The sequence below is a fragment of the Paenibacillus sp. FSL H7-0357 genome, from assembly GCF_000758525.1.
In the GTDB taxonomy this organism is placed as follows: domain Bacteria; phylum Bacillota; class Bacilli; order Paenibacillales; family Paenibacillaceae; genus Paenibacillus_AQ.
This window is the reverse complement of the sequence record NZ_CP009241.1, coordinates 1,203,135-1,228,967: the sequence shown is the minus strand read 5'-3', so window position 1 is coordinate 1,228,967 and position 25,833 is coordinate 1,203,135. Positions and strand designations below refer to the sequence as shown.

The window sequence follows — 25,833 nt, the reverse complement described above, 5'->3', positions numbered from 1 at the left end:
ACCTTTCCGGTTTTTGTTACCACTGCCGCCTAAATAAAAGAACATCCAGGGAAAGCAGACGGTTGACGATGCCATCCCTATTCCAGCTCCAAACCTTACTTTGCTGTTGCCAGCCCTTCGGACAAGAACAAGTGAAAATAATGTTTGATTTGCTCTTTGTTCAAGGGCACATGCACCTTGTTAAGTTCAGCAGTCAGCACAATGTAAAGTCTAAACATTACAACAGATACGATCTTGGGGTCGCAAGGTTTGATTTCGCCTTGACGAATCGCCTGTTCCACCTCCCGTTTCAAATAGTCAAGCACAACACTCTCGATCTTGTCGAGTCCTTCACCAGCCTGCGGCGTTCCGAAATCGCGACTTTCCTGGGAAAGCTTAATGAACAGCTCGTGTTCGCTTCGAAATTCCAGCAAAGCATCCAGAACCCTGTGCAGGTTATCAAAAAAAGGCTTATCCTTTTTGATTTCCCGCTCGGCGATTTTTTTCATTTCGACAATGACATCACGCAGGATTTCATCGAACAGCTGCTCCTTATTCGTGAAAAAGGTATAAATCGTTCCTTTTCCCACATTCGCAATCTTGGCGACTTGATCCATTGTAGTTGCCTTATAGCCAAATAATGAAAAACATTTCGTCGCGGCTTTAAGCACCTGCTGCCTTCGATCTACCACAGCCACCCGTACACTCCCTTTCCTCGGAAATATCGCTGTAACCGCATTTTGACCATTTTACTAATCCGGTCATTCGGTCATTACTTACTTTAACATGATGCCTCCGCGTTTGCAATACTTTAACCAATGTATATTTTTTTAATTTATTGCAGTGATTTAACTTTCTATTTACGTCTTATCTGTATAATGTAAGAAGAAACATCTGTCTCGTCTTTGAAAAAGGGCGGTTTCCCTGCGGGAAATGGAAGAATAGAATGGCCGGACACACATAGTCTTATATTATGAGATTAACAGCTAATTTCGCTGTATAATAGAAGAGATGATTATATAGAGGTATCTCCAATCCGCCAAAGAAGAGAACCCGCAATTCTACCTATGAAGGAAAGTAGCAGGTGAACTTATGCGAAAGAAAAGAGTACTGCTGTTTTCGGAAGGCTTCGGCACGGGCCATACAGGGGCAGCCTATGCTCTCGCCGAAGGAATAAAGCTGTTGAATCCGGATGTACAATGCCGGGTCATCGAGCTGGGAAAATTCCTGAATCCTACGGTCGCTCCTTGGATTCTTTCCGCTTACCGTAAAACAGTCAGCAGCCAGCCCAAGCTGGTTGGCATGATGTATAAGACCCAATACAATAAATCACTGAACCGGTTGACGAAGCTTGCGCTTCACCGGGTTTTTTATACACATGCCTTACAGGTTATCGAGCAGCTTAAGCCGGATTTAATTATTTGCACACATCCCATTCCCGCAGCCGTCATTTCGAGGTTGAAGCGGCAAGGGCTGAATGTCCCGCTCTTTACACTCATAACGGATTATGACGCACACGCCACCTGGGTCAACGCTGAAGCTGACCGGTATCTAGTCTCTACTCCACGGGTAAAATCAATTCTGACCGGCCGCGGGGTATCTCCCGAGCTTGTGACGGTCACCGGCATACCGGTGCATCCGAAGTTCTGGGAGCGTTCCAACAAGACGCAGCTCCGCAAGGAACTCGGGCTCGCCGATATTCCTACCGTGCTCATTATGGGCGGAGGCTGGGGACTCATGTTCGGCAAGGATGTTATGGACTCGCTCACGGCCCGAATGGATGATATCCAGCTGATCTTCTGCATGGGCAGCAACGACAAGCTTGTGGCCAAGATGCAGGCCAATCCCCTGCTGAACCATCCCAACGTGAGGATACTTGGTTACAGCAGTGAAATCAACAAGCTGATGGACGCCTCCGATCTGCTGATTACGAAGCCCGGTGGAATGACCTGCACGGAAGGCCAGGCCAAAGGAATACCGATGCTCTTCTACAGCGCTATTCCCGGCCAGGAAGAGAAGAATTGCCAGTATTTCGTGGAGCTTGGCTTAGCCGAGGTGCTGGATTCGAATGTCGTGGACAAATGGTTCTCCCTCCTGCTGCGTGAATATGCCGGACTGGAGGAGCTGCGGAAGCGCCGGCTGGCTCCAGAGCGCCAGCAACCGCATAATTGCGCCTCTACGGTACTGCAGCTGCTGGGCAAACCGGCTGATGGAAGAACCGATTTGCGGGGAGCGCGGACACCGGCCCGCAATGAAGAGGCCGTCTATGTTACCCCTTAAGCTCGAATGTTTGCCGCCAGCTCTGCCTGAACTGCAAAGCCAAAAGAACCTCCAATCCGTTAAAGTATGGATTGGGGGTTCTTTTATTATACCGTCAGCGGGAGTTTAGATTTCCATACTTTCCCCTGCTTGCAGCGGATAGCCCTGAATCCCCTCCTGCCGCAGCCGGTCACAGAACTCTGCGCCATCCTGGGCAATCGCCGGAAATGTATTGTAATGCAGCGGAATCACTTTGTCCGCACGAAGCCATCTTGCCGCCAGCAGCGCATCGTCAGGCCCCATCGTAAGCATGTCCCCGATAGGCAGCGCCGCTATATCAATGGCGTTTCGTTCTCCGATCAGACGCATATCTCCGAACAATGCTGTGTCTCCGGCATGAAATAAGGTTTTGCCTCCGATGGTGAGCAGAATGCCCGCCGGTTGTCCGGCATAAATCCAGGTATCCCCTTCTGTAATGGAGGAGGAATGAAAGGCCTGGGTATATTTCACGGTGATTCCTTTATAGGTATGGCTGCCGCCGGTATTCATGTGTTTGACCTGCGCACCTTTGATGCGGCAATATTCTGCCAGTTCATAGACAGCAAAGATCGGACAGTCATTCTTCGCGGCAATCTCCAGCGCATCTCCAAAATGATCGGAATGTCCGTGGGTGAGCAGAACAGCATCGACCGAAAGCTCATCGGGTGAGATCCCCGAATTCGGATTTCCCGACAAAAAAGGATCAATAATAACCTTGACTTCCTCCGTCTCAACAAGCAGCGCCGAATGACCGTAATAGGTGATTTTCATAGAGTGATCCTCCTAAAAGTTTTGCGGAATTATACTTCTTGGAATGGCTGTGCAGCAAAACTGGCTTCGAAAGCATTCGCTAAGTTTTGCGGAATTATGCTTCTCGTTCTTTGAAATCAAATTATTTATAAAAGGTATGATTGCCGATGGTCTTGGCGTACTCCTGCGAATGGTGGACCGTCAGATCCTGTGCCAGCTTCAGCGACAGGAAGAAATACGTATCATCCGTCACCTCTTTAACTCCAGAGAGCGCAGCATTTACCGCTTTAATGCTGTCCTTATTAGGTTTGACACGTTTAAGACGCCCGTTTGCCACAGGACTGAACTGGCTTTTCTGATAAATGACCTTATAAATGGTGTCGGGAAAATTGGCTGACCGCAGCCGGTTCAGAACAACGTTGGCAACTGCCACCTTGCCCTGGTACGGTTCGCCTTCTGCTTCTGCCATAACGATTTTTTGCAGCAGTAGCAGGTCTTCATCGGATACGGCGTAGCTCCAGGTTGCTTGCGCTTGCTGTTCCTGGCTTAATAACTGCGTCCGGGAGAAGAACAATTTAGCGGGGGGATGTTGCTGAGATGCCGTTTTCGATTGTTTTACGGTCTGGCTCCCCTTGGCTGCCGCCTGTCCGAGCGCTTTCTGCGCTGTTGCCGGCGGTGCCTTCACCACAGTAGCCTTAGTCTGAATGGTTACCTTCTTGGCTGCGCTTTGCGGCTTCAGCTTATCGGGAGTGAACCAATTCACGGCTGGGTTGCTGTTCCAGTTAAGCCTCAGACCAGCAACTGTGGTGTAGAGCATGGGTTTGGGTGTTTCGGTTATCCTCTTGGCGCCGGTTGTGGCAGGATGCGACAGGACAGATGCGGCAGATGCATGGGTTGTCTGTAATTTATTCATTGGTACTGTATTTTTGCCCTCTGATACACGCTCGGAGTTCATCAGGCTTATTGAAGAGAAACACACTAGAATAACGCCAACGAGCAGCGCAATACAGCGATTTTGTTTAAAAATAACCATTTTTTACCTCCTATTTTACGGCACATTCCTATTGTATGTAACCGAAAATGGAAGCTTTGAAAACTTTCTTGTCGATTTTAATTTAGAAAAATGTCAATTTTTCAATCATTTCATACATAGGAATGGCATGCATTCTAGTAGCATACACCACAAAAGCATCTACCGTCCAGTCCTTTTCCGAACAATTGTTCTCCTTTTCTCCTCCACAGTCACGTAAATCCGGCAGCTCTTCGGCGCTGAAGGGCTGCTCGCCCCGGTATTTCCGGGCCAGGGTAATATGGGGATTGTACTCCCTTGTCTCGGCTTTAAAACCCAAGCCAGAAGTCGCATTAACCACGTCCCGCTGCAGTTCCGCAAGTCTCGCAAGCTCGCCGGAAACCCCTGCCCAGAGCACCTTAGGCGCATGCGGAAGACCAAAGGTCCCCCAGTTCTCCAAGCTTAATCGAAACGGCTTGCTCTTTCCGGATATTTCCTCGAGCGCTTTGAGAAGTGCAGGAATTTCTTTTCTGGGTGTGTCACCGAGAAACTGCAGGGTAATATGATAATCTTCAGAATGTGTCCATTTTGCAAATTTCAGCTTTGCGGAGCATTTTTCAGACTCTTTTTCCAATAATCCACTCAGGTTTGAAGGGACTTTTACGGCAATAAACAAGCGCTCCATATCTCGCTCAGACCTATTACGCTCCATAAAAATTTCACCTTTCCAGACAGATTTGTTATCCTTATTCTATACATTATCAGCCAATCCTATAAAAAAGTATAACGGGAGGGAACCATCATGACGAAATCCATTGTTTGTTTACAGCCCCTTACATCCCAGCAGCAGAAGCTCATTCTCGATGCCGCCCCAGGTTATACCCTCACACTGGGAAACGCCAAAAATCCGGATTTGGAGCTTCTGGCCAATGCAGAAATTGTAATCGGCTGGGGCAAGGGCATCAGCGACACGCTGCTGCGGCCGGATTCACCGCTGCGTTGGGTTCAGACCTGGTCGGCAGGTGTAGAGAAACTCCCGCTTGATCGTTTGGAGGAGCGCGGAATCCTGCTCACGAACGCCAGTGGCGTTCACGCCGAGCCGATCACAGCTGTAATCTTTGGCTTTATGCTGCTCTTCACCCGTAATTTGCATACAGCCGTACGCAACCAGCAGAACCGCCGCTGGCATTCGGAAGGCAATGAAAGTGAATTAACCGGCAAAACAGCCGTCATTGCCGGCACCGGCTCCATCGGCAGTGAAACGGCAAGAATCGCCAAGGCTTTCCGGATGAAGACCATCGGCATAAGCCGTTCCGGTAAACCGGTTGCCGATTTTGACCAGGTCTACACCACTGACGAGCTGCCTGACGCAGTCCGCCAAGGCGATTTCGTGATCAACACGCTGCCGCTCACCGACGAAACACAAGGGTTGTTTAATGCGGAAATCTTCTCCAACTGCAAGCAAGGCGCTTATTATATCAACATCGGCCGGGGAGCCACCACCCATACCGAAGACTTGATGGCCGCGCTGAAGAGCGGCCAGTTGGCCGGAGCGGGGCTGGATGTCTTTGAGACCGAACCCCTGCCGCAGGATCATCCGTTATGGGGAATGGAGCAGGTGGTAATCACCCCGCACTGTGCCGGCACAACAGACCGGTATGCCGACCGCGTTGTTGATATTTTCACAGACAACCTGCAGTCCTATCTGCAAGATGGCGCCCCTTCGCGCAATAGGGTTGACTATAGCCGCCAGTACTGACGGCAGCTCACTCTATTGACTGGCGGCCAAACAACGTGCAGCAAGCTTCTGCCGTCACATTTATAACAAGTACAAGCACAAACAGCCCCTCACAGGCACATTTACTCCTTGCGTAAATGAACCCGTGAGGGGCTGTCTTCTTATACCTGAAAACGAGTTACCGATTCACTAAGCTCGGTCAGCAGTGTTTTCAACTGCCCTATGCCAGCTGCAACTTCATTGGTGGCGCTGAGCTGCTCGTGGGCCGAAGCTGAGGTTTCTTCCACACCTGCCGCCGATTGCTGGGCTAGGGCTGAAATATGCTGGCTGAACTCGTTCATCGTTTCGCTTGCTGCGGTCATCTGCTGAAGATTACCGCCCATCTCTTCAATGGTGCCGGACATCACATGCACCGATTTGTTGATGTCATCCAAAGCTTCGCCTGTCTCAGCAATTTGCCGGCTGCCTTCTTCTGTCCTCATGACCCCCATGCGCAAATGCTCGACCACCTCTTTGGAGTCCAGCTGAATGCCTTGCGTAATCCCGGTGATTTCCGATACCGTCCGCTGCACTTCCTCCGAAAGCTTCCGCACCTCTTGCGCCACAACCGCAAATCCGCGCCCGCTGTCTCCGGCTCTGGCTGCTTCAATCGCAGCGTTGATTGCCAGGAGATGCGTCTGTTCGGAAATGCTGCGGATCGAGCCAACCAGCCGGAAGATCCCCTCATTCTTGCGGTTCAGCTCCTCCACCGTTTCCATGGATTGTGATACGGCTTCGGCGATTTGCCCCATTTGTGCCACTGAGCTCTCCATTAATTGCTTGCCTCTGTCACCCTTTGTCCGCACCTGCCCGGAATGAAGCGACAGATCCATTCCTTTGACTGCAAAGGCCTCAATCAGCATATTCAGATCCTCTATCGCTTTGGATGCTTCTACAGCTGCCTCCGCCTGGCTTCCAGAAGCTTTGGCCAACTCCTCCATGGTAAGGGCAATCTGCTGGCTGCCCTCCTTTGTATCGGAAATATTGCGGACCAGCTCATCCCCCTGCCGCGCGATAATACTGGAAACACTACGGATCTGACTCACAATCTCCAGCAATGTCCGGTTCGTATCGTTTACCGTCCTGGCAAGCAAACCGATTTCATCCTGATTTGCGATCAAGGTATCCTCTGACGTCAAATCACCGCCTGATATTTGTTGCAAATGAACGGTTACCTGCTTCAGCGGATTGATGATTGTGCGCCGGATAACCATATTAATCAGACCGATCACAACCAGCACTACCACTACAGTAATCAGATTCACAATAATGGAAGTATGAAAAATCTCAACGGAACGCTCGCCCTCTTCAGATGCGGCTTTCTGGCTGAGATCAACCAGAGCATCCATATCGGTCTGCATCGAATTAAACGCCGTAATCCCTTTTTGCGAGACCTCCAGTGCCAGTTCTTCGTCGCCTGCACCGCTCTGCTTGATCGCCTGGTTGTTAATAGTCATAAATTCATCCCATTTATGATTCAGCGACTGCAGCAGCTCCTTCTGATCCTTGTCCCGCAGCGTATTTCTATAGTTGGTCATAGATTCGGCCACTTTACGGATAAATTGGTCACGTTCTGCTTCCAGCTTCTTTTTCTGTGCAGCATCGGTGCTTAAAATATGCTGCATACTGACCGCCATGATATGTTCGGTGTAATAATTGACATTATGTATTTCTTCCAGCGCAGGGACCATTTGTTCAACAATATTTCCGGTATTCTTTTGCATACCGTTCATTAAATAGAGGGAGGTTCCTCCGATAATCAAGACCAGCAAAGCCAAAACAACGTACCCGGAAGCTATTTTGAAGCCTATGCTTTGCTTCCCCCTGGATGTTACCCCCTTCAATGTCCCATTAACGAATTTGTGTACAGATCCCTTAAGTCCCAGATCCTTTCTCATTTGCGCATCCTCCTCAAACTTTTCCGAAAACCTTACATGTAATTCCAATCTGTTACATTTCATTTTCAAGAATGGGCAAACAAACAGATCTACCTTTTATTTCGGCAGATTGAAATGAGAAATTTATATAATGTAAGATATTCATTGCTGTCTCTTTAGAACATACCAAAAGACCCAAAGCGCACCGTATAGGGGCTTCGGGTCTTCTGCAACGCCGCTGAGTCTGCTGGCTTTCACCTTGAGTCTTTAGCCTTATTCATTTGAAACCGGTTAATCAATATCTGCCCCGGCTGCGGCAAGCATCACTTCCTGCAGATACAACTCCGCCGTTCCTTCGCCGTTTGTGATCCCTTCAAGCTTGATGCCGATCGTCTTTACGGCAGTCAGGTCAACCCCTGCTGCTTCAGCGGCGGACGGCAACGAAATACTCAAAGTTGTATACCCTTTGGAGTCCACTGTTAGGGGCGCTCCGCTGTCCGACCATACCCAGCCAGCTCCTGTCTTGATGAACAAGCGCGCTTTAGCCGCGCCGCCCGACAGTTTGACCTTTGCGTTTATCGTATGGAGACCCGCAATATTCAGCTTCACCGGATCTACAGCGAGTTCAAAGGAGCCGTTGTCAACCTGATCGAACTGAACGCCAACCGCCTGCTCCTCCTCCGAAAATTCCGGAGCTTTGGCGCCCGCTTGATCATCATTTGCCGTCACCCAGCCTGTGATATCTTCAGCGCTTCTGAACTGGTACAGAACTCCAGGCGCATGCGCATCCGGCTGTCCGCCAGTTTCCCCGGACATATCCGGAAGTGCCGGGTCATATACCGCTTTAATGTCATCAAAGTATAGAACACCTTTATGGGACTGCCCATCCATAGCGTTCACATACAGATTGAAGTTTTGCACCTGCTTCAGTCTTTCCTCTGTGAGCGCACCGCCTTTGCCCCAGCTCATTTCGGTCAAATTCTTCAGGCTTAATACAACCTGTCCGTTCTGATCCGGAGTAATCACGGGATAAGCTTCGAAATATCCGCCGTCAATGACCAGCTGGACAACCAGCTTGAGCGGCTCTCCCTTTTCCGCGTAAGAGCTGCTGCCGTCGGAAGCAACCCACAGACTGACCGCGTTGTAAGTGGACCAATCCAGGGAACCAAGGTTCTTACCGATTCCCGTATAACCGGCACTATCAATGCTATAGTGCATTTTCAATCCATAACCGCCGGTATTTTTGCGTTCCGCGCTTAAAGCTACGCTGACATCGTCGCCGCCGGCTTTAGGATATTTTGCCGCAAGTGCATCATCGCTTGCACCGTAGGATTCATAATCATCCACCAGCGCATGGTCTGCTACCGGCGCACGGTAGGTATTGTAAAGGCTGATATCATCTACATAAATAGGCAGAGCTCCTTCAGAGACCAGTCCGCTCCCTACAATGGAAATGGCCAGACCGGCTGCCGCTGCAGACTTCTCGGCATTATCTAAGTCAATAGAGGCAGCAAACCTGTAGTATGACGAGCCGTCCACCGTTACTTTTTCCAGGCTGGATAACGTTTTATAACTGGAATCCATGCCATACTTGGTATTCCAATCTTCCGGAAGTTGAACAACGCCGCGGATAGCGGCATTTCCGGTTTCATTCTGGGCAGATTCAGGAATCAGCAGATTGAATTTCACACGGCCCACTTTGGCCAGGTCTACCCCGTCCAGTGCCGCAGATGTAAGCTGCAGCTTCAGCTCCTGCCAGGTATCCCCGGAGGCCAATCCTTCCGAGATATTCAGATTCAGCTTTCCGTCTCCGTCCAGAACCGCATGCTTGAACTCCGTCTTGATCGTCTCGCCGTTTCCAGCTAGACCGGACCAGCTGCCATTGTTCTGGATGAGCTGCAGATCATCAGCCGTGTTGAACTTGATCTCTTTTACCGGCACCTCGCCGATCTTCACAAATACGGAGATGCTTTGCGTAAGCAGCGTGTCACCCGGTCCATAAGCTTTTACCGTAATGTCGGTGGAACTGCCGTTCAAGCTGGAATCCGGCTGCCAGACCGCAGCGCAATAGCCGTCCGCTCCCAGTGTCATTTCTTGTTCAACTGTGGACTTTCCGATTGTATAAGTGACCTTAACCGGTGTGAAATTAGCCGTTTTCGAACGGATGACTGTCGTGCCCTCAGTTACTGTACCGATATTATTCGGTGTAACGATATGCAGAAACGGTTCTTTCACTGCAGCATTGACCGCACGGGAATACTTGTTGTCATCCTTCACATCCCCCGCAAAGGCAGTAGCAGCATCATTATAGAAATTCACAAAGTCCGGAAGAAGCTCGTGATCGGCTTTATTCGGAACATTCTTGTAAGGAACATACAGATTATTGCCTTCGCCAAAGTTGGCCCAGGTCAGCATGTAGGAAATCTTCGCCGCATCCGGATCCGCCTTGATGGCGTTCAATAACTTCGTAAACCACTGCAGCTCATTATTTCCCGTTGTTTTCATTCCTGCGGCGCTGTATCCGTATTCCGAGAGGGTCACAATCTTACCCTTATCCTGAGCCAGGCCGGAAATCATCTTCAAATCTTTCACAAGGCCATTCAGAAAAGACTCGGAACCTGCGTTGTCCTTGTTGTCGTATTGGTCCATACCGAGAATATCCACATATTGATCGCCCGGATAAGTCGTCAAATATTCACTTTCGTTGCCGTTAAACGGACCATTCGGGGAAAATACATACAGGAAGTTGTGGACTCCCTTAATGTCCCGCAGATATTCAACGGTGTATCGGTACAGCTCAGCATATTCGCTTTTTGTAGTCGTTGCCGCCCCCCACCAGAACCAGCCTCCATTCTGCTCATGGAACGGACGGAACAACACCGGAATCAGGTTGCCGTCGTCATCTTTGAGATTGCTCGCGAAGTCGGCAATCCGGTCGAGATAGGTATTGAATCCGCTGTTCTTATCACCGCCCGGCAGAATACGTGCCACTACCGATGAGGCTGCCCCGGGGGAATTGCCCGTATCATTAAAGCTTCCGCCAGTCACAAAATTATAAGGATGCGTGCTCAGCGTCAAGATACCGCCCAGCTCATGTGCCTGCTTCATCGCAGCGGTGAGACCCAGCCTGCTGGCTTCATGATTCCCGCTCACTCCGGGAGGAGCTTCGTATCCGTCCAGGCTGAGCGTATCCCAGCCAAACACAGCCGGATAATCGCCTACCGAGCTGTACACATCCGAGATTACAGTCCCCGCTTTATCCTTGCCGGCAAAAGATACGGTCGTATCATGCTGATGCCCGAACATAATCTGTTTGCCGCTGGTTTCATCCAGATAAGCGAACAGGGATTTCGTTGCGGCGGATGCAGCCGGGTCAGCAATGTTGACGGTAACGGCAGGCGTCCCAGTTCCACCTCCTCCAGTGCTGCCTGAACCATTAGAGCCGGATACGGTTCCGGTGGCGGCTCCGTTTGTTGTACTGCCAGAGGTCGTAAATCCGCCATTCATTACCGAGAAGGTTCCAGTCGTCAATGCTTGCCCGTTAAAACTGACAGAAGAAGCACGAACATCAAGCTTGCTGATTGTCCCCTTGCCTGTTACCGCCGTACCGGAAGCACCGCTGCCGATGACAACCTCAGCAATCTCCGCTTCTGCGCCCACCTCAAGAATTGCAGCGCTTTCAACAGCCAGCTGAGCAATCGTTGTATGGCCTTCAGCAATGATGCCGACTTTCCCGCCCGGACGATTCAGGTTGACCAACGCCAGCTTGGAGTTGTTGAAATGAATCGAATTCTCACCACCGGAAATATAAACCGCGCCTTGAACAGTTACATTCTCCAGAGTGGCTTCTCCGCTCTCAATGCCAGGGGCCAAATACAGATTCCCCGAGATACGGGCATCCTTTAGCAGTACTCCGCTGCGGTTGATCAGAACATTGCCCTGAATGTCGCCCCCGGCAACCGTTCCAGCCTCGTGATAGTAGCGGCTGACCAGCCTGTCGACAATGCTGAGCAATTCTGCTCTTGTGATAAGGCGGTCAGGCCGGAAGGATCCGTCCGGATAACCATTCAAAGTCCCCTGCAGCGCCTGGATCGCCTCATTCGCATACAGGCTGATGCCGGCACTGTCCGTAAAAGCAAGAGCAGCAGCGCCATTGCCCGGTGTAAGCGAAAAGACCGAAGCGAGCAATACAGCAGTATCCTGGCGGGTCAACTTTGTATCCGCTTTCGCTTTGTTGTCCGGGAAGCCTTTATAATAACCGGCCTGCTTCGCTACAGCCAGATCTTTGGCATACCATGCGCCTGCCGGCACATCCGAGAAATTGGATTCGGGCAAGGCACTAAATCCGAAAAGCTTGTTAATAATACTCGTCATCTCAGCGCGGGTAACATTGTTATCGGGCTTAAAGCTGCCGTCCGGATATCCTTGCAGCACTCCATTCCCCTGCCATTTCGCGATGCTCTCTTTGGCCCAGTGGGTTGCAAGTTTTTCCTGGCGGGCATTGCCGGCCAGTGCAGGTACAGCCATCGAAAACATCATGAGGGCCGTAAGAAACAGCAGGAAACTCTTCTTAAACTTCTTCAAGACTTCATCCTCCTTTTGTGTAAGGGCTTTCAATTATAACGATAACTCCCCGGTAATATTAGCATTATTATAATAAATAAACAATAACAAAATTAAATAAATACTTTAAATTTAATCTTGATTCTTTCAATCCAAAACTTTTTCTCACACCACATAAACAAAAAACCTTAATTAACAAGGATTATTTAGGTACTCCAGAAATTAAAAATCAACTACACTCATTCATATCATCACCAAATATATAATAACAAAAAAATAACAACATACAGCAACGAAAGACCAGAATTCTAAAACAGGGACCAGAAATCAAAAGCAAAGACCAGAAAACGCATAAACAGGACTCCCTGGAGAGCCCTGTTTATGTTAAAAGGTAGCATTCTTAGCGTTTCTTAGTCTTCTTATCCAAGCTTTGCCTGTCCTAGTCCAGATCGTAAATAGAACCGACCTTCAGACCATAAAGCTCATTGTAGATTTTCTCGGCAAAAGCATCTGTCATTCCGGCAATATAATCAATCACCATATGCTCCCACGTCCAGATCGGCCTCTGCGACCGCTGATCCTTCTCAAAACGCTGCAGCCAGTCACTCGGGATAATCGCCTTCGACGTTTCAGGATCGAGGAATGCGCCCCAAAGCCGCCGCAAAATCCACTCGCTGCGTTTCTGCAGCCGCTGCACACGCAGGTCGCGAATCATCGTGACCCAGGCGAAGCTTTTGAGCACACTGACCGTCCGCAGCATGTCCTCATCCTCTTTGTCCTCCTTGATAAAGGTGACCTTCTTCCAGTCTCCGTCGTGAATCACGCCTAAGCTGGCGACAAAGGTGCTGACCCAGTAGGCTTTAACCTCACGCCGGGTGCGGGAGTAATCATTTTCACAGGTCGGCATTTTCTCCATCCATACCCGCAGGAATGAGCTCAGCACCTCTTCGACTTTGGCATGGATAGCCTCTGACTTCCAGCCTTCCCAGAACAAATCCTCCAGCGTGGTAATCTTCTCGACGATCAGCCGCTGGATATAGGCATCATGCATAAAGTGCTCATGGACCTCGATTTTGCCGGCCTTTATGCCATCCTCCAAATCATGGGCGGAATAGGCGATGTCGTCGCAGAGGTCCATAAGCTGGGCTTCCAGCGTCTTCTTGCCTTCCGGCACCCCCCATTCCTTGCGGACTTCCCTGATATAATCCCATTCATGAAGATACATGCCTTTCTTGAGTACCGTGCCGGGAAAAGGATACTTGTTGATACCCAGCAGCACTGCGTCGGAAAGGTTCAGGCCGTCGATGTTCTCGCGCTTCTCCAGAAACATGATCAGCCGGAAATTATGGGCATTGCCCTCAAAATGCTCATATTGCCGTTTCAGATTTTCGTGGATCGTCTGCCTCTGCAGCGGACCCGCGCCGGATTTCAGCGCTTCCTCCTCAGTCTTTTTGGCCACAAGCTGCTCCAAAATATTATCGAGCACTTCTTCCCCTTTGTGGCCGAATGGCGGGTGGCCGAAATCATGCGCGATGGCTGCACATTCCACCACTTCGGGATCGATTACAAGACCCGGGTTGTCCGCCTGCCCCGTTTCCACCTCCGGGTAAGAGCGCAGCAGGCTCTTGGCGGCTTCACGGGCAATTTGTGCTACTTCCAGGGAATGAGTCAGGCGCGTGCGGTAATAATCGCCGGTTCCGGCGCCGAACACCTGTGATTTGCCTTGCAGCCGGCGAAAAGTCGGCGAATGAATCAGGCGCGAATAATCGCGCTCATATGCGGCTCTAGAGGTTTCCAGTCGGGTAATCTCCGGATATTGCCGATGCTCTCTTTTCTCAATAAGTGTCATATCCGCTGCCCCTATCCATTGATCTGTATTTAGTACTTCATTATAAGTCATTTTCGGCAGAACTTTCACTCTAAAATAGAAAGTTAAGCAACTGCCCGGCCGCAGTGAATAGTTTGTAAGGTGCATGGAGCATTCTAAAGCAAAATAACCCGGTACCTTTGCCAGGGGTCATGTATGGAGTGAAAGGTGAATCTTATGAAAACAGGCCGCAGAATAACCTATACCACAATAACAGCATTCATGCTTCTGCTTGGGCTTACTAACATCGCACTAGCCAGTCCAAATATTAAAAACCGCTATTATTATGAGCAGCGAGGAGACATGATCTGGGAAGTTCCCACCAGTCAAAAAGTAATAGCACTGACCTTCGACGACGGACCCGATCCTTCCGAGACCATTCAGATTCTGGATGTACTGCATAAATACAATGCCAAATGCACCTTTTTTGCTATCGGCAAAAAAATCGCCGCCTATCCCGAGGTAGCCAAGCAGGTGATTGCCGAGGGGCATGAGCTGGCTAACCATACTTACAACCATGTGTATTTCAAGAAGCCTATTTCCGAGCAGCAGATTCTGCAGGAGCTGGAGTTGACCGAAAAGGAAATCATAAAGATCTCAGGCAAACACAGCAGCCTGTTTAGACCGCCTGGCGGCATGTATGATGATACGCTGATTGATGTTTCCAACAATATGGGCCTCAAGCCGGTGCTGTGGTCCTGGCATCAGGATACCCGCGACTGGAACCGTCCTGGCGTGTGGAGTATCTACAGCAAAGTCATCCGCAATGCAAAAAACGGCGATATCGTACTGTTCCATGATTATGTACACGGACAGTCGCAGACGGGCGAAGCGCTCAAAATCATCCTGCCCGAGCTTGCAAAACGGGGCTTCCGGTTCGTCACCGTTTCCGAACTGATTGAATTATCCGATGCACAGCAGGTGAAGCAAGGCCAACATCTTGCTTTTTGAATACTTTTGCCGGCCTCTCCGTGGCTCTTTAATTGCGATTGACCTCAAAATAAGGTAGTCTTGAGCTATTATTATGACTTTATGATCGCTGCTGCAGTCCATCCTTTAGGAGGCTTTATCCATGTCTGAGAACACTTCCTATACTACCGAGGAAATCGCCCGGTTATTGAAGATATCCAAGCTCAAGGTTTATGATTTGATCAAAAAGGGCGAGCTGCCCTCTTACCGTGTCGGTAAGCAAATGCGTGTCGACCTCTCCGATCTGGAGGCCTACAAGCAGAATTCGCGCAGCGGAGCTTCGGCCGGTCCTCCTGCTGGTGATGCAACCGCATTACCCCATACTCCCTTTGCGCTGCCGCCAGCCACTTTTACAGCACCGCTGCACTTTTCCCAGCCGCCTGCGTTTACCGGTAAATCCGCCGGAGTCAATGTGGTCATTACCGGACAGGATATGTCGCTGGACATTCTGGCTACCCACCTGGAGCGCAGCCAGCCCTCTTCCCGGCCGCTTCGTTCCTATGCCGGCAGTCTGGACAGCCTGATTGCGATGTATCATGGGGAGTCTGACATTGTCAGCACCCACCTGTTAGACGGAGATACAGGAGAATATAACCTGCCCTATATCCGCAAGCTGCTTGTCGGCTTCTCCTATGTAGTGGTGCATATGCTGGCGCGAAGTGCAGGATTTTACGTGCTAAAGGGCAATCCGAAGGGCATCTGTGACTGGTCGGATCTCCAGCAGAAGGGCCTCCGGCTGATTAACCGCGAGCGCGGCTCCGGTGCGCGGGTGCTGCTGGACGAGCAGCTGCGCCTGCACAGTATCCAACCCGCCCAGTTAAGCGGTTATGACACTATAGAGAACAGCCATTTGGCTGTAGCCGGAATGGTGGCACGGGGTGAGGCTGACGTCGGCATCGGCACAGAAAAAGCCGCCAAGATTATTGACGGCATTGAATTCATTCCGCTCATTCAGGAGCGTTATGATCTTGTAATGATCAAGAAGCCGGAGCATGAGCAATGGATCGGGACAGTCATCGACATTTTACGGTCATCGGCTTTCAAGAACGAACTCAGCTCCATTCACGGCTATGACCTTACCGATACCGGAAGGGTCATTTACGAGACTTAATTAGAACGCAGCCAGACGGCCCTTCCTACTCGGCTTCAGTGGAATATAGGATTTTATAACTTCCTTTGGTCGCGGTACCGACAATTTCGAGCTTGTATTTGCCGTCCTTTTCAATCTCCACCTTCTCTTCTGCAGCCTCATTCGTACGAAGCTCTTTCACAAGCTCATGATCGGGATCATACAGCTTCATGGACAGCTTGCCTTTATCCACTTTGGAGGTATAATCCAGCAGCAAAGTTTCCCCTTCTTTGAGCTTCAGCGTCTTCGTTTCCGTACCTGACAGCAGCTTATAGGATGCCTTAATTTGTTTACCACTGCTTGATCCAACGAACATCAGCCTTTTTTCGCAGCCCGTAAGCAGCAAAGCTGATGTCAGTACTGCGAGTATCAGCAAGCTCCACTTTTTGTTCATTTCATTCACTCCCCGGTTCTAATCATGTGCCCGCAATGCGGGCAATATTCCTCTTTAGCACTCACGCCGCCGTCTCTTTTGTGTTGCTGTCTGACCACAAAGTAGATCAGCAGCCCGATTAAATTGGGAATGTAGATTACAGCAGTCATCCACAACCATGTGTTCATCCCCATACGCGAAGCATCCCTGTAGATGAATACGGCTATAGCTCCATTCAAACCAATGAGCAGCAGCACGGCCAGCCCCATAAACAAAAACCAGCCACGTTCCTCGCTAAGGACATCCGACATATAGGGAAACATCCAATATCCCATTAAGGCCAGAGTAAGCAAGAAGCCGGTTGTAAGCACCCAAAAAAGCAATTTGCCAAGCGGCTTATGTCTCTTCATATGCCGTCCTCCTTTGAGAATAATGCGGATGTCTGGTGTCCGCCTGCCCCATATACCTGAAAAATCATGCCCGGGCTGCTGCACCCGATCTGCCGGACAGGCAGAACAGCAGCGCTGCGGCAGCAGATGTCTGAACGAGACCGAAGGCCAGCAGCAGGGCCAGCTTCCATAGCAGGGGAAGAGGACCCGTCAGCACGCAGGCTCCCAGCAGCATTAGCACAATAACTTGAATCCCCACGACAGCGATAATGCTTCTTCCCAATCTTTCTGCAGCCGTTATTTTCCGGAGCGTATCCGCAACAAGCCGGGGAGGAGCCAGGGCCGGTTCATTAAAATATTGGCTTAGCAGCTGATCCTGCACTTCCTCTTCATTCATTACGTTCCCTCCTTTACATGCTGCATGGAGGTTTGCAGCAGCTTCTTCCCTTGATTGAGCCTTGACTTGACCGTTCCCACGGGAATGCCAAGCATCTCCGCAATCTCCTCATAGCTGAATTCGTTGTAATAATAGAGAACCAGCGGCGCCAAATACCGCTTGGATAACGCACGCAGCCCCTGCTCCAGCTCGGCGTTCCGTTCATTCCGCAGCAAGGCCTCTTCCGTGAGAGGCGAGGAATCCCGGATGTTCAGGAAATCCGCCTGGAAAGATGCCTCACCCAGAAAACGGTGCTGGAATTTTTTCCATCTGCGGTAGCGGTCCCTATGCAGATTGACCGTAACCTGAAACAGCCAGGCTTTAAAGGAACGCTCACAATCATATTTCTCCAGCTTGCGGATGACCCGGACCCACACCTCCTGAAACAGGTCCTCGGCATCCTGGGCATTCAGGGTAAGGTGGCGGCAAAACCGGTACAAATCATCCTTGTATCTGTCGACGAGCAGTCCCAGCATTTCACGGCGGCCGGACCGGCACCCTTCAATGAGTTGTTTATCGGTAATCATGTGCCCCCGCCCACCCTTTCAATTAACATTACGAATGAACTCCAGGCTTTGTTCGAAATTTCACATAATCATTTATTAGCCGTCCTCAAATGTTCTGTTTTCTCTATGATCATAGTAAATAACCTCCGGTCTCGCCATGATGCTTGATGGCAAAACCGGAGGTTATCCGCATACTTACATTCAAGAACGGCGATTGACAAACATCAGCATAACGGCTGAGATTACGATAATCGAGCATACCCACATCCAGGCGAGCGTCATGTCGCCGCCGTCGACGGCCACATATATGGCGGTGGGCACCGTCTGTGTACGGCCGGGAATATTGCCTGCTACCATGATCGTAGCTCCAAATTCACCAAGCCCGCGGGCAAAGCCAAGCACATACCCTGCAGCCAGAGAACGGCTGGCAAGCGGCAGCGTTACATAACGCAGCACCTGCAGTTCACTGGCACCCTGCGCACGCGCCGCATCCTCAAGATCCTTTTCCACATCCTCAAATCCGGCCTTAACGGTCCGGTAGACCAGCGGAAAGGCCACAACCACCGCAGCAATAACGGCAGCCCCCCAGGTAAAGAGAATGGTATGCTCTGTGAACTGCTCATACAACCTGCCAATCCAGCTCCGACGTCCCAAAATGACCAGAAGCACAAAGCCGACCACGGTAGGGGGCAGTACAAGCGGCAGCAGCAGAATGGTCTCGACCAGACTGTATCCGGGGAACCTCCGGCCCGCCATCTTTTTGGCCGCGAAGGTTGCCAGAAGGAATACGATGATGCTCGTGATTACAGAGATTTTGACCGAAAGCCAGACCGGGGCGAAAAAATCAGTCCAATTGATCTCCATCCGCTTTCACCCCGCTTAAGTTCGATTAGAATTACTTGGCAAGCTGAAAGCCGTAGCCGGTAAAAATATCGCTTGCCGCCTTGGCTTGCACGTAGTTATAGAATGCTTTGGCCTCTGCCTGATGTTTGGAATCCTTAACGATCCCGACCGGATAATTGATTGCTTTGTGCACCTGTGCCCCTACAGTAAGGGCGATCTTCACTTTCTTGGAGGTTAGGGCATCCGTCTTATACACAAATCCGGCATCAGCATTGCCTGTTTCCACGTAGGAGAGCACCTGGCGGACATCCTTGGCGAATACCAGTTTACTCTGCAGCGTGTCCCATACATTCTTCGCAGTCAATGACTGCTGCGCATATTGGCCCGCCGGCACCGATTCCGGTTGTCCGACAGCAACCTTCTTGAACGTTTTATCTGTAAGCTGTGTGATTGTTGTAATCTTGGCTTTGGAATCCGAAGGCACAATGAGAACCAGCTGATTCTTTAGAAGTTCCGTATGGTCTGAAATGAGTTTGCCATCCACCAGCGCTGTCATTTGCTTATCTCCTGCTGAGAAGAACAGATCGGCCGGAGCGCCTTGTTCAATCTGCTTCTGCAATGTACCGGAAGCGCCATAGTTAAAGACGAGGTCGATATCAGGATGCTGCTTCTCATAAAGAACGGCAATCTTGTCAAGACTGTCCTGCAGGCTGGCTGCGGCAGATACAATAATTTCGGTTTTCTTCTTCGCCGCCTCTGCCTGTCTCTCAGGTATTGCCGACAAGCCCACAGCAAGCATTACAGTCATGACAACCAACGCTAATTTCTTGAACATTTCCATTCCTCCCATTTATATATCTTGTATATTTAGATGATATTCTAGCATACCTTTTTTCGTTTTTCTATACGTTTGGTTATGTTTGCTTATATTTAGTTATGATTGATACAGATTACACCTTAACATACATTTTTATTTATAATGGGCTTCATAGCAAAAAAGCCCCCAGGCGTGTAAACGCCTAAGGGCTTCCCTGGACTTCGTTATTTTAACTCTTCATCCGCGGATCAAGCACATCGCGCAGTCCGTCTCCCATCAGGTTGAATCCGAGTACAGTCAACATGATTGACATCCCCGGAAAAATGACCGTCCATGGCGCTTTCTGAATGAACTGGCGCGAATCGGAGAGCATCTTGCCCCATTCCGGATCAGGCGGCTGCGCACCAAGGCCAAGGAAGCCGAGGGCTGCCGCTTCGATAATGGCCGTTGCGATGCCCAACGTCCCCTGTACAATGATCGGCGTCAGGCTGTTCGGCAGAATATGAGTCAGCAGAATACGCGTATTCGTCATCCCGATCGCTCTTGCCGCCGTGATGTATTCCTCCGACTTCAAGCTGAGCACCTTGGCCCGCACGAGTCTTCCATAGGTCGGGATATTAACAATCGCAATGGCGAGCAGCGCATTCCGCAGAGAGGGTCCGAGTATGGCCACAATTGCAATCGCGAGCAGAATACTCGGAAAAGCCAAGAGGATATCAAACATTCTGGAGATCAGCATGTCTACCCACTTGCCATAGAATCCGGCTAGAACCCCCAGAAACGTGCCGACAATAATAGAACCGATCACTGAAGAGAACCCGACCCAAAGCGAGATACGGGCACCGTACAGGACCCGGCTGAACAGATCTCTTCCCAGATCGTCCGTGCCGAACCAATGGTCAGCCGACGGTGCCTTCAGCCGGTTCACCAGCTCCTGCTCCTTGAAGCTATACGGCGCGATAAGCGGAGCAAACAGCGCAATCAGCACGAAAAACAAAATAATACAGAGCCCGAGCATAGCCGTCTTGTTCTTGCGGAATGCCCTCCACGCATCATGCCAAGGTCCGGAGCCCTTTTCGGCAGGCACCTTCGGGGGCGTTACGTTAACTGTTGCCTGTGCCACAGATTCACCCCTCACTTGTAATTGATGCGTGGATCAACGACGGCATAGAGCAGATCCACAAGCAGATTAATGATTACGAAAATAAAAGCAATAATCAGAATGCCAGTCTGAATGACAGGATAGTCACGCGAGCTGATCGCCTCAAATATATATCTTCCCACACCCGGCCATGCAAAGATCGTCTCTGTCAGCACCGCCCCGCCGAGCAGAGCGCCTGTCTGCAGCCCCACCACAGTCAATACAGGAATCAGCGAATTTTTGAGCGCATGCTTGTATACTACGAGAAATTGCGATAACCCTTTGGCTTTTGCCGTACGGATGTAGTCCGAATTCATTACCTCCAGCATGCTGGAGCGGGTCATCCGGGCGATAATCGCCATAGGAATCGTGCCCAGTGCAATGCTTGGCAGGATCAGATGTTTAACAACCGTCCACAACTGGTCCCAGCGGCCTGCCAGTATCGTATCAATCACGTAGAGATTGGTGATGCTCTCCACCGGATTGCGCTGGTCCATCCTGCCTATGGAGGGCAGCCAGTGTAATTTCAGCGAGAATAACAGCTGCTCCATCAGACCAAGCCAGAAAATCGGCATGGACACACCAATGAGCGCTATAATCATTGCGGTATAATCAAACCATGAATTTTGCCGCCAGGCGCTTAGAATACCGGCATTGACTCCCACAACAGTGGCGAACAGCATACTCGCCGCCGTAAGTTCCAGGGTAGCGGCCAGATAAGGCATAATTTCTTTGGCGATTGGCGTTTTGGTACGGATCGAGGTACCCAAATCGCCTTGCAGCAAATCGCCCATATAATTGAAATACTGCTGCAGCCATGGCTTGTCGAGACCCAGTTGTTCCCGCAGCGCCTGCTTGGACTGCTCCGTTGCCTTTTGTCCCAGAATCGTCTCTGCCGGATCTCCCGGAATCGCATGGATAATAGAGAAGACAATGATTGTCATCCCAATCAGCACCGGGATTAAAACCATTACACGTTTTAATAGGTAGGAGTTCAAATCAGCTCACCTACTATTCGAAGTAGATTGCGCTGTAATATTCCGTACCTGTCGGACCTGGAACAAAACCCTTGAGATTGGCTTTGGCAGCCAGCAGCGGAGTCGTGTGCACAAGCGGAATCCAAGGCGCATCCGCTTTGATGATTTCCTGAGCCTGCTTGTACAGGTCGGAGCGTTTGGCTTGGTCCGTTTCCTTCTGTGCATTGATCAGAACCGTATGCAATTCTTCATTAATATAGAAGGAACGGTTGTTGCCCGGAATAGCATCTTTATCAAGGAGCGTATACAGGAAGTTATCCGGGTCACCGTTATCACCGGTCCAGCCGAGCATGTAGATGTCATCTTTTTCTCCGACTTTTGTGTCGTCAAGGTAAGTAGCCCATTCAGGGGACTCGATTACCGTCTTCACGCCAATTTTTTCCCAATCGGCTTGAATCGCCTCAGCAACCTTCTTGCCGTCAGGCATATAAGGACGGGAGACTGGCATAGCATACAAGGTTACCGGATCCGGCAGACCCTCAGGATATCCAGCCTCAGCCAGCAGCGCTTTTGCCTTCTCCAGATCATATTCATAATCCTTCACGGCATCGTTATAGCCCCATAGTGATGGCGGCATCGGGTTAACAGCAGCCGTTGCCTGACCTGAGAAGAACGCTTCGATAATGGCCTGCTTATTCACCGCATGGTTCAGCGCTTGTCTTACTTTCACGTTGTCAAAAGGTTTCTTATTGAAGTTGAAGCCGAGGTACGAGACATTAAACGGCGGGCGTTCAATCTTCTGCAGCCCGGTGTTGCCTTCCAGTGTGGACAGATCATCAGGGCTAAGGTCTTCCATCAGGTCGATTTCACCGTTCTGCAGAGCAGTGAAGCGCGCAGAGTTATCCGGAATGGAGCGGACGATAACTTTGTTCAGCTTAGGAAGCCCTTCTTTCCAGTAGCCCGGATTCTTGTCCAGCGTAATGGAATCATTGTGCTTCCATTCGGTGAACACAAACGGTCCTGTGCCTACCGGCTCATTCTTGAAGTTTTCCTTCTTCTCCTTAATCGCTGTAGGGCTGGCAATCCCGAAGGAGGTCATGGCGATATTCTGCAGGAAAGGGGCCTGCGGCTGATTAAGCACAAATTGCACGGTTGTGGCATCAACAGCCTTCACCTCTTTAATGACACGGCTTCCGTCCGGACCGAACATGGAGTCATAGTAGTCAAAGGAATCGCCTTCGAATTTGTATTCACTTGCCGGATCACTCCAGCGCGTGAAGTTAAACACGACAGCCTCGGCATCAAAGTCTGATCCATCATGGAACTTCACACCCGGATGCAGCTTGAAGGTGTAGATTAAGCCGTCGGCTGAGACTTCCCAGCTGTCTGCAAGTGAAGCCTGCACCTCAGAGGTCCCCGGTTTGTATTCCAGCAGAGAGTCAAATACCTGATGGGCAATCTTCAAAGATTCACCATCGGTTACGATTGCCGGGTCCAGCGAAGCCGAGTCACCGCCGCGCCCCAATATCAGTGTATCCTGTGACGTTGCCGCAGAATCAGGAGAGCTTTCCGGTGCGGCAGTTGCCGCTGTATTGCCCCCCGCAGTTGATTCCGTGCTTGCGTTATTGTTGCCTCCGCAGCCGCTTAACGTTAATACCGCCCCCAGCGTCACTGCCAGTGCAAGACTACTCCATTTGTTCATCTCTAGAAAACTCCCTTCCTTCATTAAAAGTATTAAAGCGTCTATATGGAGCTGCGCCAAAGCACTGCCATATACCAAGTCCACTAATTGCATTCATGAATGGTTGCTCGCTCTGAATACCAAGTGTAAACGGCTTTGCCGTCCTTTTTAAGGACGGTACCGTTTCAGCGAGAAATAGAAGGATAAGTTATCATGTGAAACATATAATTTCTTATATTTTAAGATAACTCCTGCCGGAGTCTTTCTAAGATGTCGTCAAGTCTTGTTAAGCCAGCCGGGTGTCAGCATCATCATATAAATGGCATGCGGTTAGATGCCCTGGCCCGGTCTCGATCAACGGTGGTCTTACATTGCGGCATACGTCCATCACCCGGGGACAACGGGTATTAAAGGCACAACCGACAGGCGCATTGGCCGGACTCGGCACTTCCCCCTGCAGAATAACCCGTTTCTTGCGGATATCGGGATCGGGTTCGGGAACAGCCGACAGCAGCGCCTGTGTATACGGGTGCTGCGGCTCGGCATAAAGCTTGTACTTATCGGTAATCTCTACAATCCGTCCCAGGTACATTACGGCGACACGGTCACAGATATGCTTCACCACACTGAGATCATGGGCTATAAATATGTAGGTAAGTCCAAATTCCTTCTGTAAATCCTGCATCAGATTAATGACCTGAGACTGGATGGATACATCCAGTGCGGACACAGGCTCATCCGCTATAATCAGCTTCGGCTGCAGGGCAAGCGCCCGGGCGATTCCAATCCGCTGCCGTTGTCCGCCGGAGAACTGATGCGGGTAACGCTGGAGATGTGCCTTCGCCAAGCCGACTACATCAGCCAGCCGCTCGACAGTATCCCTCCGCTGCCTGGCATCGCCAACACCATGTACAATCATCGGCTCTTCCAGAATACGCTGCACCGTATTCCGCGGGTCAAGGGAAGAGAACGGGTCCTGAAAGACAATCTGCATCTCCCGCCGGCGCTTGCGCATTTCTTCCAGAGTGAGCCTGGTGATATCCTGGCCTTCGAACCAGACCTCCCCTGCTGTAGGCTCGATCAGCCGCAGCAGCGAACGCCCGGTTGTCGATTTGCCGCAGCCGCTTTCCCCCACCAGTCCAAAGGTCTCGCCTTTGTTTACGGAGAAGGAAATATCGTCCACCGCTTTGACAGCCCCTTGCACCTTGTTGAAGAAACCTTTATGAATCGGATAATACTTCTTGAGGCCAATAACCTCGAGCAGGTTCTCGCTCATACAGCATCCTCCTGTTGGCTGTCATGCAGCCAGCATCTGCAGCTGTGCCGGTCTTCCTGCAGTGACAGCTCAGGAAGCGACTCGCGGCAGATGTCCATCATATCCGGACAGCGGGGTGCAAACCGGCAGCCCTGCATATCTTTATTGAGAATCGGCACATTGCCGGGAATGGAATACAGCCGTTCCCGGACCTCGTTCATTCTTGGCACAGACTGTATAAGCCCCCTCGTATAGGGATGAAGCGGATTTTTAAAAATATCGCGCACACAGCCTTCCTCTACGATCTTGCCGGCATACATAACAGCAACCCGGTGGCACATCTCCGCCACGACTCCAAGATCATGGGTAATCAGCATGACCGCAGTGCCTTGTTCTTCATTCAACCGCCGGATCAAATCCAGAATCTGCGCCTGAATCGTTACATCCAGCGCCGTTGTGGGTTCATCGGCAATGAGCAGCTCCGGACTGCAGGAGATCGACATCGCGATCATCACCCGCTGGCGCATGCCGCCCGACAACTGGTGAGGATACTCATCAATGATCGCTTCCGGCCGCGGTATTCCTACTTTGCGGAGCATCTCTACCGCATGCTCCCGTGCTTCTCTTTTCGATAAGCCGCGGTGAAGCCGCACAGTTTCGATAATCTGCTGACCTACCGTAAACAGCGGGTTAAGCGAAGTCATTGGCTCCTGGAAGATCATCGATACCGCGTCTCCGCGGATCTTTCGCATTTCTTTTTCCCTAAGCGGCACAAGATCCTGCCCTTTTAATAGAATGCGGCCGCCTACAATCCGGCCGGGAGGATTCGGAACCAGCTTTAGGATGGACAATGAAGTGACGCTCTTGCCGCAGCCCGATTCACCAACCACTCCAAGAACCTCGCCCGGATCAATATACAAATCGACGCCGTCCACAGCAGGAACCTCTCCACGATCCGTAAAAAAATGAGTATGCAAATCCTCAATTTCCAGAATTGGCTGGATCAAAATGAACCCTCTCTTCTATTAAAAATTGAACAAAGGTCAAATGACTGACAAGAAAATCTCTCTAAAAGAGAGATTCAACCGCGAATACCTTACATAATAAGTTAGTTTTTAGCATTAATTCGACATAGTTGTTATTTAATGTATAACATTACTATATAAAACCATGGTAGACAAGAAAAATTTACAAGAT

22 protein-coding genes are annotated in these 25,833 nt (G+C 50.4%); 4 read left to right on the top strand and 18 right to left on the bottom strand.

Annotated features, from left to right (window positions below; translation table 11 throughout):
* Nucleotides 1-95: 95 nt before the first annotated feature.
* Complete coding sequence (locus H70357_RS05425) at nucleotides 96-677, bottom strand: TetR/AcrR family transcriptional regulator (protein WP_038586643.1); 582 nt, start codon at nucleotides 675-677, stop codon at nucleotides 96-98.
* Nucleotides 678-1,071: 394 nt separating this feature from the next.
* Between H70357_RS05425 and H70357_RS05420 the strand changes: the two genes are divergently transcribed.
* Complete coding sequence (locus H70357_RS05420; RefSeq protein WP_038586640.1) at nucleotides 1,072-2,259, top strand: UDP-N-acetylglucosamine--LPS N-acetylglucosamine transferase; 1,188 nt, start codon at nucleotides 1,072-1,074, stop codon at nucleotides 2,257-2,259.
* 105 nt (nucleotides 2,260-2,364) lie between these two features.
* On the opposite strand, the gene H70357_RS05415 is transcribed toward H70357_RS05420, so the two are convergent.
* From H70357_RS05415 to thpR, 3 genes are all read right to left on the bottom strand, one after another.
* A complete protein-coding gene (locus H70357_RS05415) occupies nucleotides 2,365-3,048 on the bottom strand; it encodes a metal-dependent hydrolase (RefSeq protein WP_038586637.1) in 684 nt (227 codons plus the stop codon).
* A gap of 121 nt (nucleotides 3,049-3,169) precedes the next feature.
* Entirely contained in the window at nucleotides 3,170-4,060 is an 891-nt protein-coding gene (locus H70357_RS05410; RefSeq protein WP_038586635.1) for a cell wall hydrolase, read from the bottom strand.
* An 82-nt stretch (nucleotides 4,061-4,142) separates the two neighbouring features.
* On the bottom strand, nucleotides 4,143-4,712 hold the full coding sequence (gene thpR, locus H70357_RS05405) for an RNA 2',3'-cyclic phosphodiesterase (protein ID WP_197073654.1): 570 nt from the start codon (nucleotides 4,710-4,712) through the stop codon (nucleotides 4,143-4,145).
* Between the two features lie 126 nt (nucleotides 4,713-4,838).
* On the opposite strand from thpR, the gene H70357_RS05400 reads away from it, so the two are divergent.
* Nucleotides 4,839-5,795: a D-2-hydroxyacid dehydrogenase gene (locus H70357_RS05400; RefSeq protein WP_038586632.1), complete on the top strand. Its 957-nt coding sequence runs from the start codon at nucleotides 4,839-4,841 to the stop codon at nucleotides 5,793-5,795.
* A 140-nt stretch (nucleotides 5,796-5,935) separates the two neighbouring features.
* Here the strand turns inward: H70357_RS05400 and H70357_RS05395 are convergent, their stop codons facing one another.
* From H70357_RS05395 to H70357_RS05385, 3 genes are all read right to left on the bottom strand, one after another.
* Nucleotides 5,936-7,711 (bottom strand): methyl-accepting chemotaxis protein, encoded by a 1,776-nt coding sequence (locus tag H70357_RS05395; RefSeq protein ID WP_038586627.1) that lies wholly within the window; start codon nucleotides 7,709-7,711, stop codon nucleotides 5,936-5,938.
* Nucleotides 7,712-7,981: 270 nt separating this feature from the next.
* Nucleotides 7,982-12,274 (bottom strand): glycosyl hydrolase, encoded by a 4,293-nt coding sequence (locus H70357_RS05390; RefSeq protein ID WP_052091839.1) that lies wholly within the window; start codon nucleotides 12,272-12,274, stop codon nucleotides 7,982-7,984.
* Between the two features lie 418 nt (nucleotides 12,275-12,692).
* Complete coding sequence (locus H70357_RS05385) at nucleotides 12,693-14,102, bottom strand: deoxyguanosinetriphosphate triphosphohydrolase family protein (protein ID WP_038586625.1); 1,410 nt, start codon at nucleotides 14,100-14,102, stop codon at nucleotides 12,693-12,695.
* A gap of 195 nt (nucleotides 14,103-14,297) precedes the next feature.
* On the opposite strand from H70357_RS05385, the gene H70357_RS05380 reads away from it, so the two are divergent.
* On the top strand, nucleotides 14,298-15,071 hold the full coding sequence (locus H70357_RS05380) for a polysaccharide deacetylase family protein (RefSeq protein ID WP_038586623.1): 774 nt from the start codon (nucleotides 14,298-14,300) through the stop codon (nucleotides 15,069-15,071).
* A 121-nt stretch (nucleotides 15,072-15,192) separates the two neighbouring features.
* A complete protein-coding gene (locus H70357_RS05375; RefSeq protein ID WP_038586621.1) occupies nucleotides 15,193-16,200 on the top strand; it encodes a substrate-binding domain-containing protein in 1,008 nt (335 codons plus the stop codon).
* Nucleotides 16,201-16,225: 25 nt separating this feature from the next.
* On the opposite strand, the gene H70357_RS05370 is transcribed toward H70357_RS05375, so the two are convergent.
* The 11 genes from H70357_RS05370 to H70357_RS05320 all read right to left on the bottom strand — a co-directional run bounded on the left by H70357_RS05370 (nucleotide 16,226) and on the right by H70357_RS05320 (nucleotide 25,643).
* The gene (locus H70357_RS05370) at nucleotides 16,226-16,612 is read right to left on the bottom strand and encodes a hypothetical protein (RefSeq protein ID WP_038586619.1); all 387 of its coding nucleotides are present in this window, start codon (nucleotides 16,610-16,612) and stop codon (nucleotides 16,226-16,228) included.
* A 5-nt stretch (nucleotides 16,613-16,617) separates the two neighbouring features.
* Nucleotides 16,618-17,001, bottom strand: a complete 384-nt coding sequence (locus tag H70357_RS05365; RefSeq protein ID WP_038586617.1) for a hypothetical protein — start codon at nucleotides 16,999-17,001, stop codon at nucleotides 16,618-16,620.
* A gap of 64 nt (nucleotides 17,002-17,065) precedes the next feature.
* On the bottom strand, nucleotides 17,066-17,377 hold the full coding sequence (locus H70357_RS05360; RefSeq protein ID WP_038586614.1) for a hypothetical protein: 312 nt from the start codon (nucleotides 17,375-17,377) through the stop codon (nucleotides 17,066-17,068).
* Nucleotides 17,377-17,943, bottom strand: a complete 567-nt coding sequence (locus H70357_RS05355; RefSeq protein ID WP_038586611.1) for an RNA polymerase sigma factor — start codon at nucleotides 17,941-17,943, stop codon at nucleotides 17,377-17,379. Before H70357_RS05355 ends, H70357_RS05360 begins: the two co-directional genes overlap by 1 nt.
* Before the next feature lie 180 nt (nucleotides 17,944-18,123).
* Nucleotides 18,124-18,786, bottom strand: coding sequence for a molybdate ABC transporter permease subunit (gene modB / locus H70357_RS05350; protein ID WP_038586608.1), 663 nt, complete (start codon nucleotides 18,784-18,786; stop codon nucleotides 18,124-18,126).
* A 31-nt stretch (nucleotides 18,787-18,817) separates the two neighbouring features.
* Nucleotides 18,818-19,600, bottom strand: coding sequence for a molybdate ABC transporter substrate-binding protein (gene modA, locus H70357_RS05345; RefSeq protein WP_038586606.1), 783 nt, complete (start codon nucleotides 19,598-19,600; stop codon nucleotides 18,818-18,820).
* Nucleotides 19,601-19,811: 211 nt separating this feature from the next.
* Nucleotides 19,812-20,705, bottom strand: coding sequence for a nickel transporter permease (gene nikC / locus H70357_RS05340; RefSeq protein WP_038586603.1), 894 nt, complete (start codon nucleotides 20,703-20,705; stop codon nucleotides 19,812-19,814).
* 11 nt (nucleotides 20,706-20,716) lie between these two features.
* Nucleotides 20,717-21,721 carry an ABC transporter permease gene (locus H70357_RS05335; RefSeq protein ID WP_038586600.1) on the bottom strand — a complete coding sequence of 335 codons (1,005 nt, stop codon included), beginning with the start codon at nucleotides 21,719-21,721 and terminating at the stop codon, nucleotides 20,717-20,719.
* A gap of 13 nt (nucleotides 21,722-21,734) precedes the next feature.
* Nucleotides 21,735-23,402 carry an ABC transporter substrate-binding protein gene (locus H70357_RS05330; RefSeq protein ID WP_197073653.1) on the bottom strand — a complete coding sequence of 556 codons (1,668 nt, stop codon included), beginning with the start codon at nucleotides 23,400-23,402 and terminating at the stop codon, nucleotides 21,735-21,737.
* Nucleotides 23,403-23,667: 265 nt separating this feature from the next.
* A complete protein-coding gene (locus tag H70357_RS05325) occupies nucleotides 23,668-24,657 on the bottom strand; it encodes an ABC transporter ATP-binding protein (protein WP_038586594.1) in 990 nt (329 codons plus the stop codon).
* Nucleotides 24,654-25,643, bottom strand: coding sequence for an ABC transporter ATP-binding protein (locus H70357_RS05320; protein WP_038586592.1), 990 nt, complete (start codon nucleotides 25,641-25,643; stop codon nucleotides 24,654-24,656). The genes H70357_RS05325 and H70357_RS05320 overlap by 4 nt, the downstream gene beginning before the upstream one ends.
* Nucleotides 25,644-25,833: the final 190 nt, after the last annotated feature.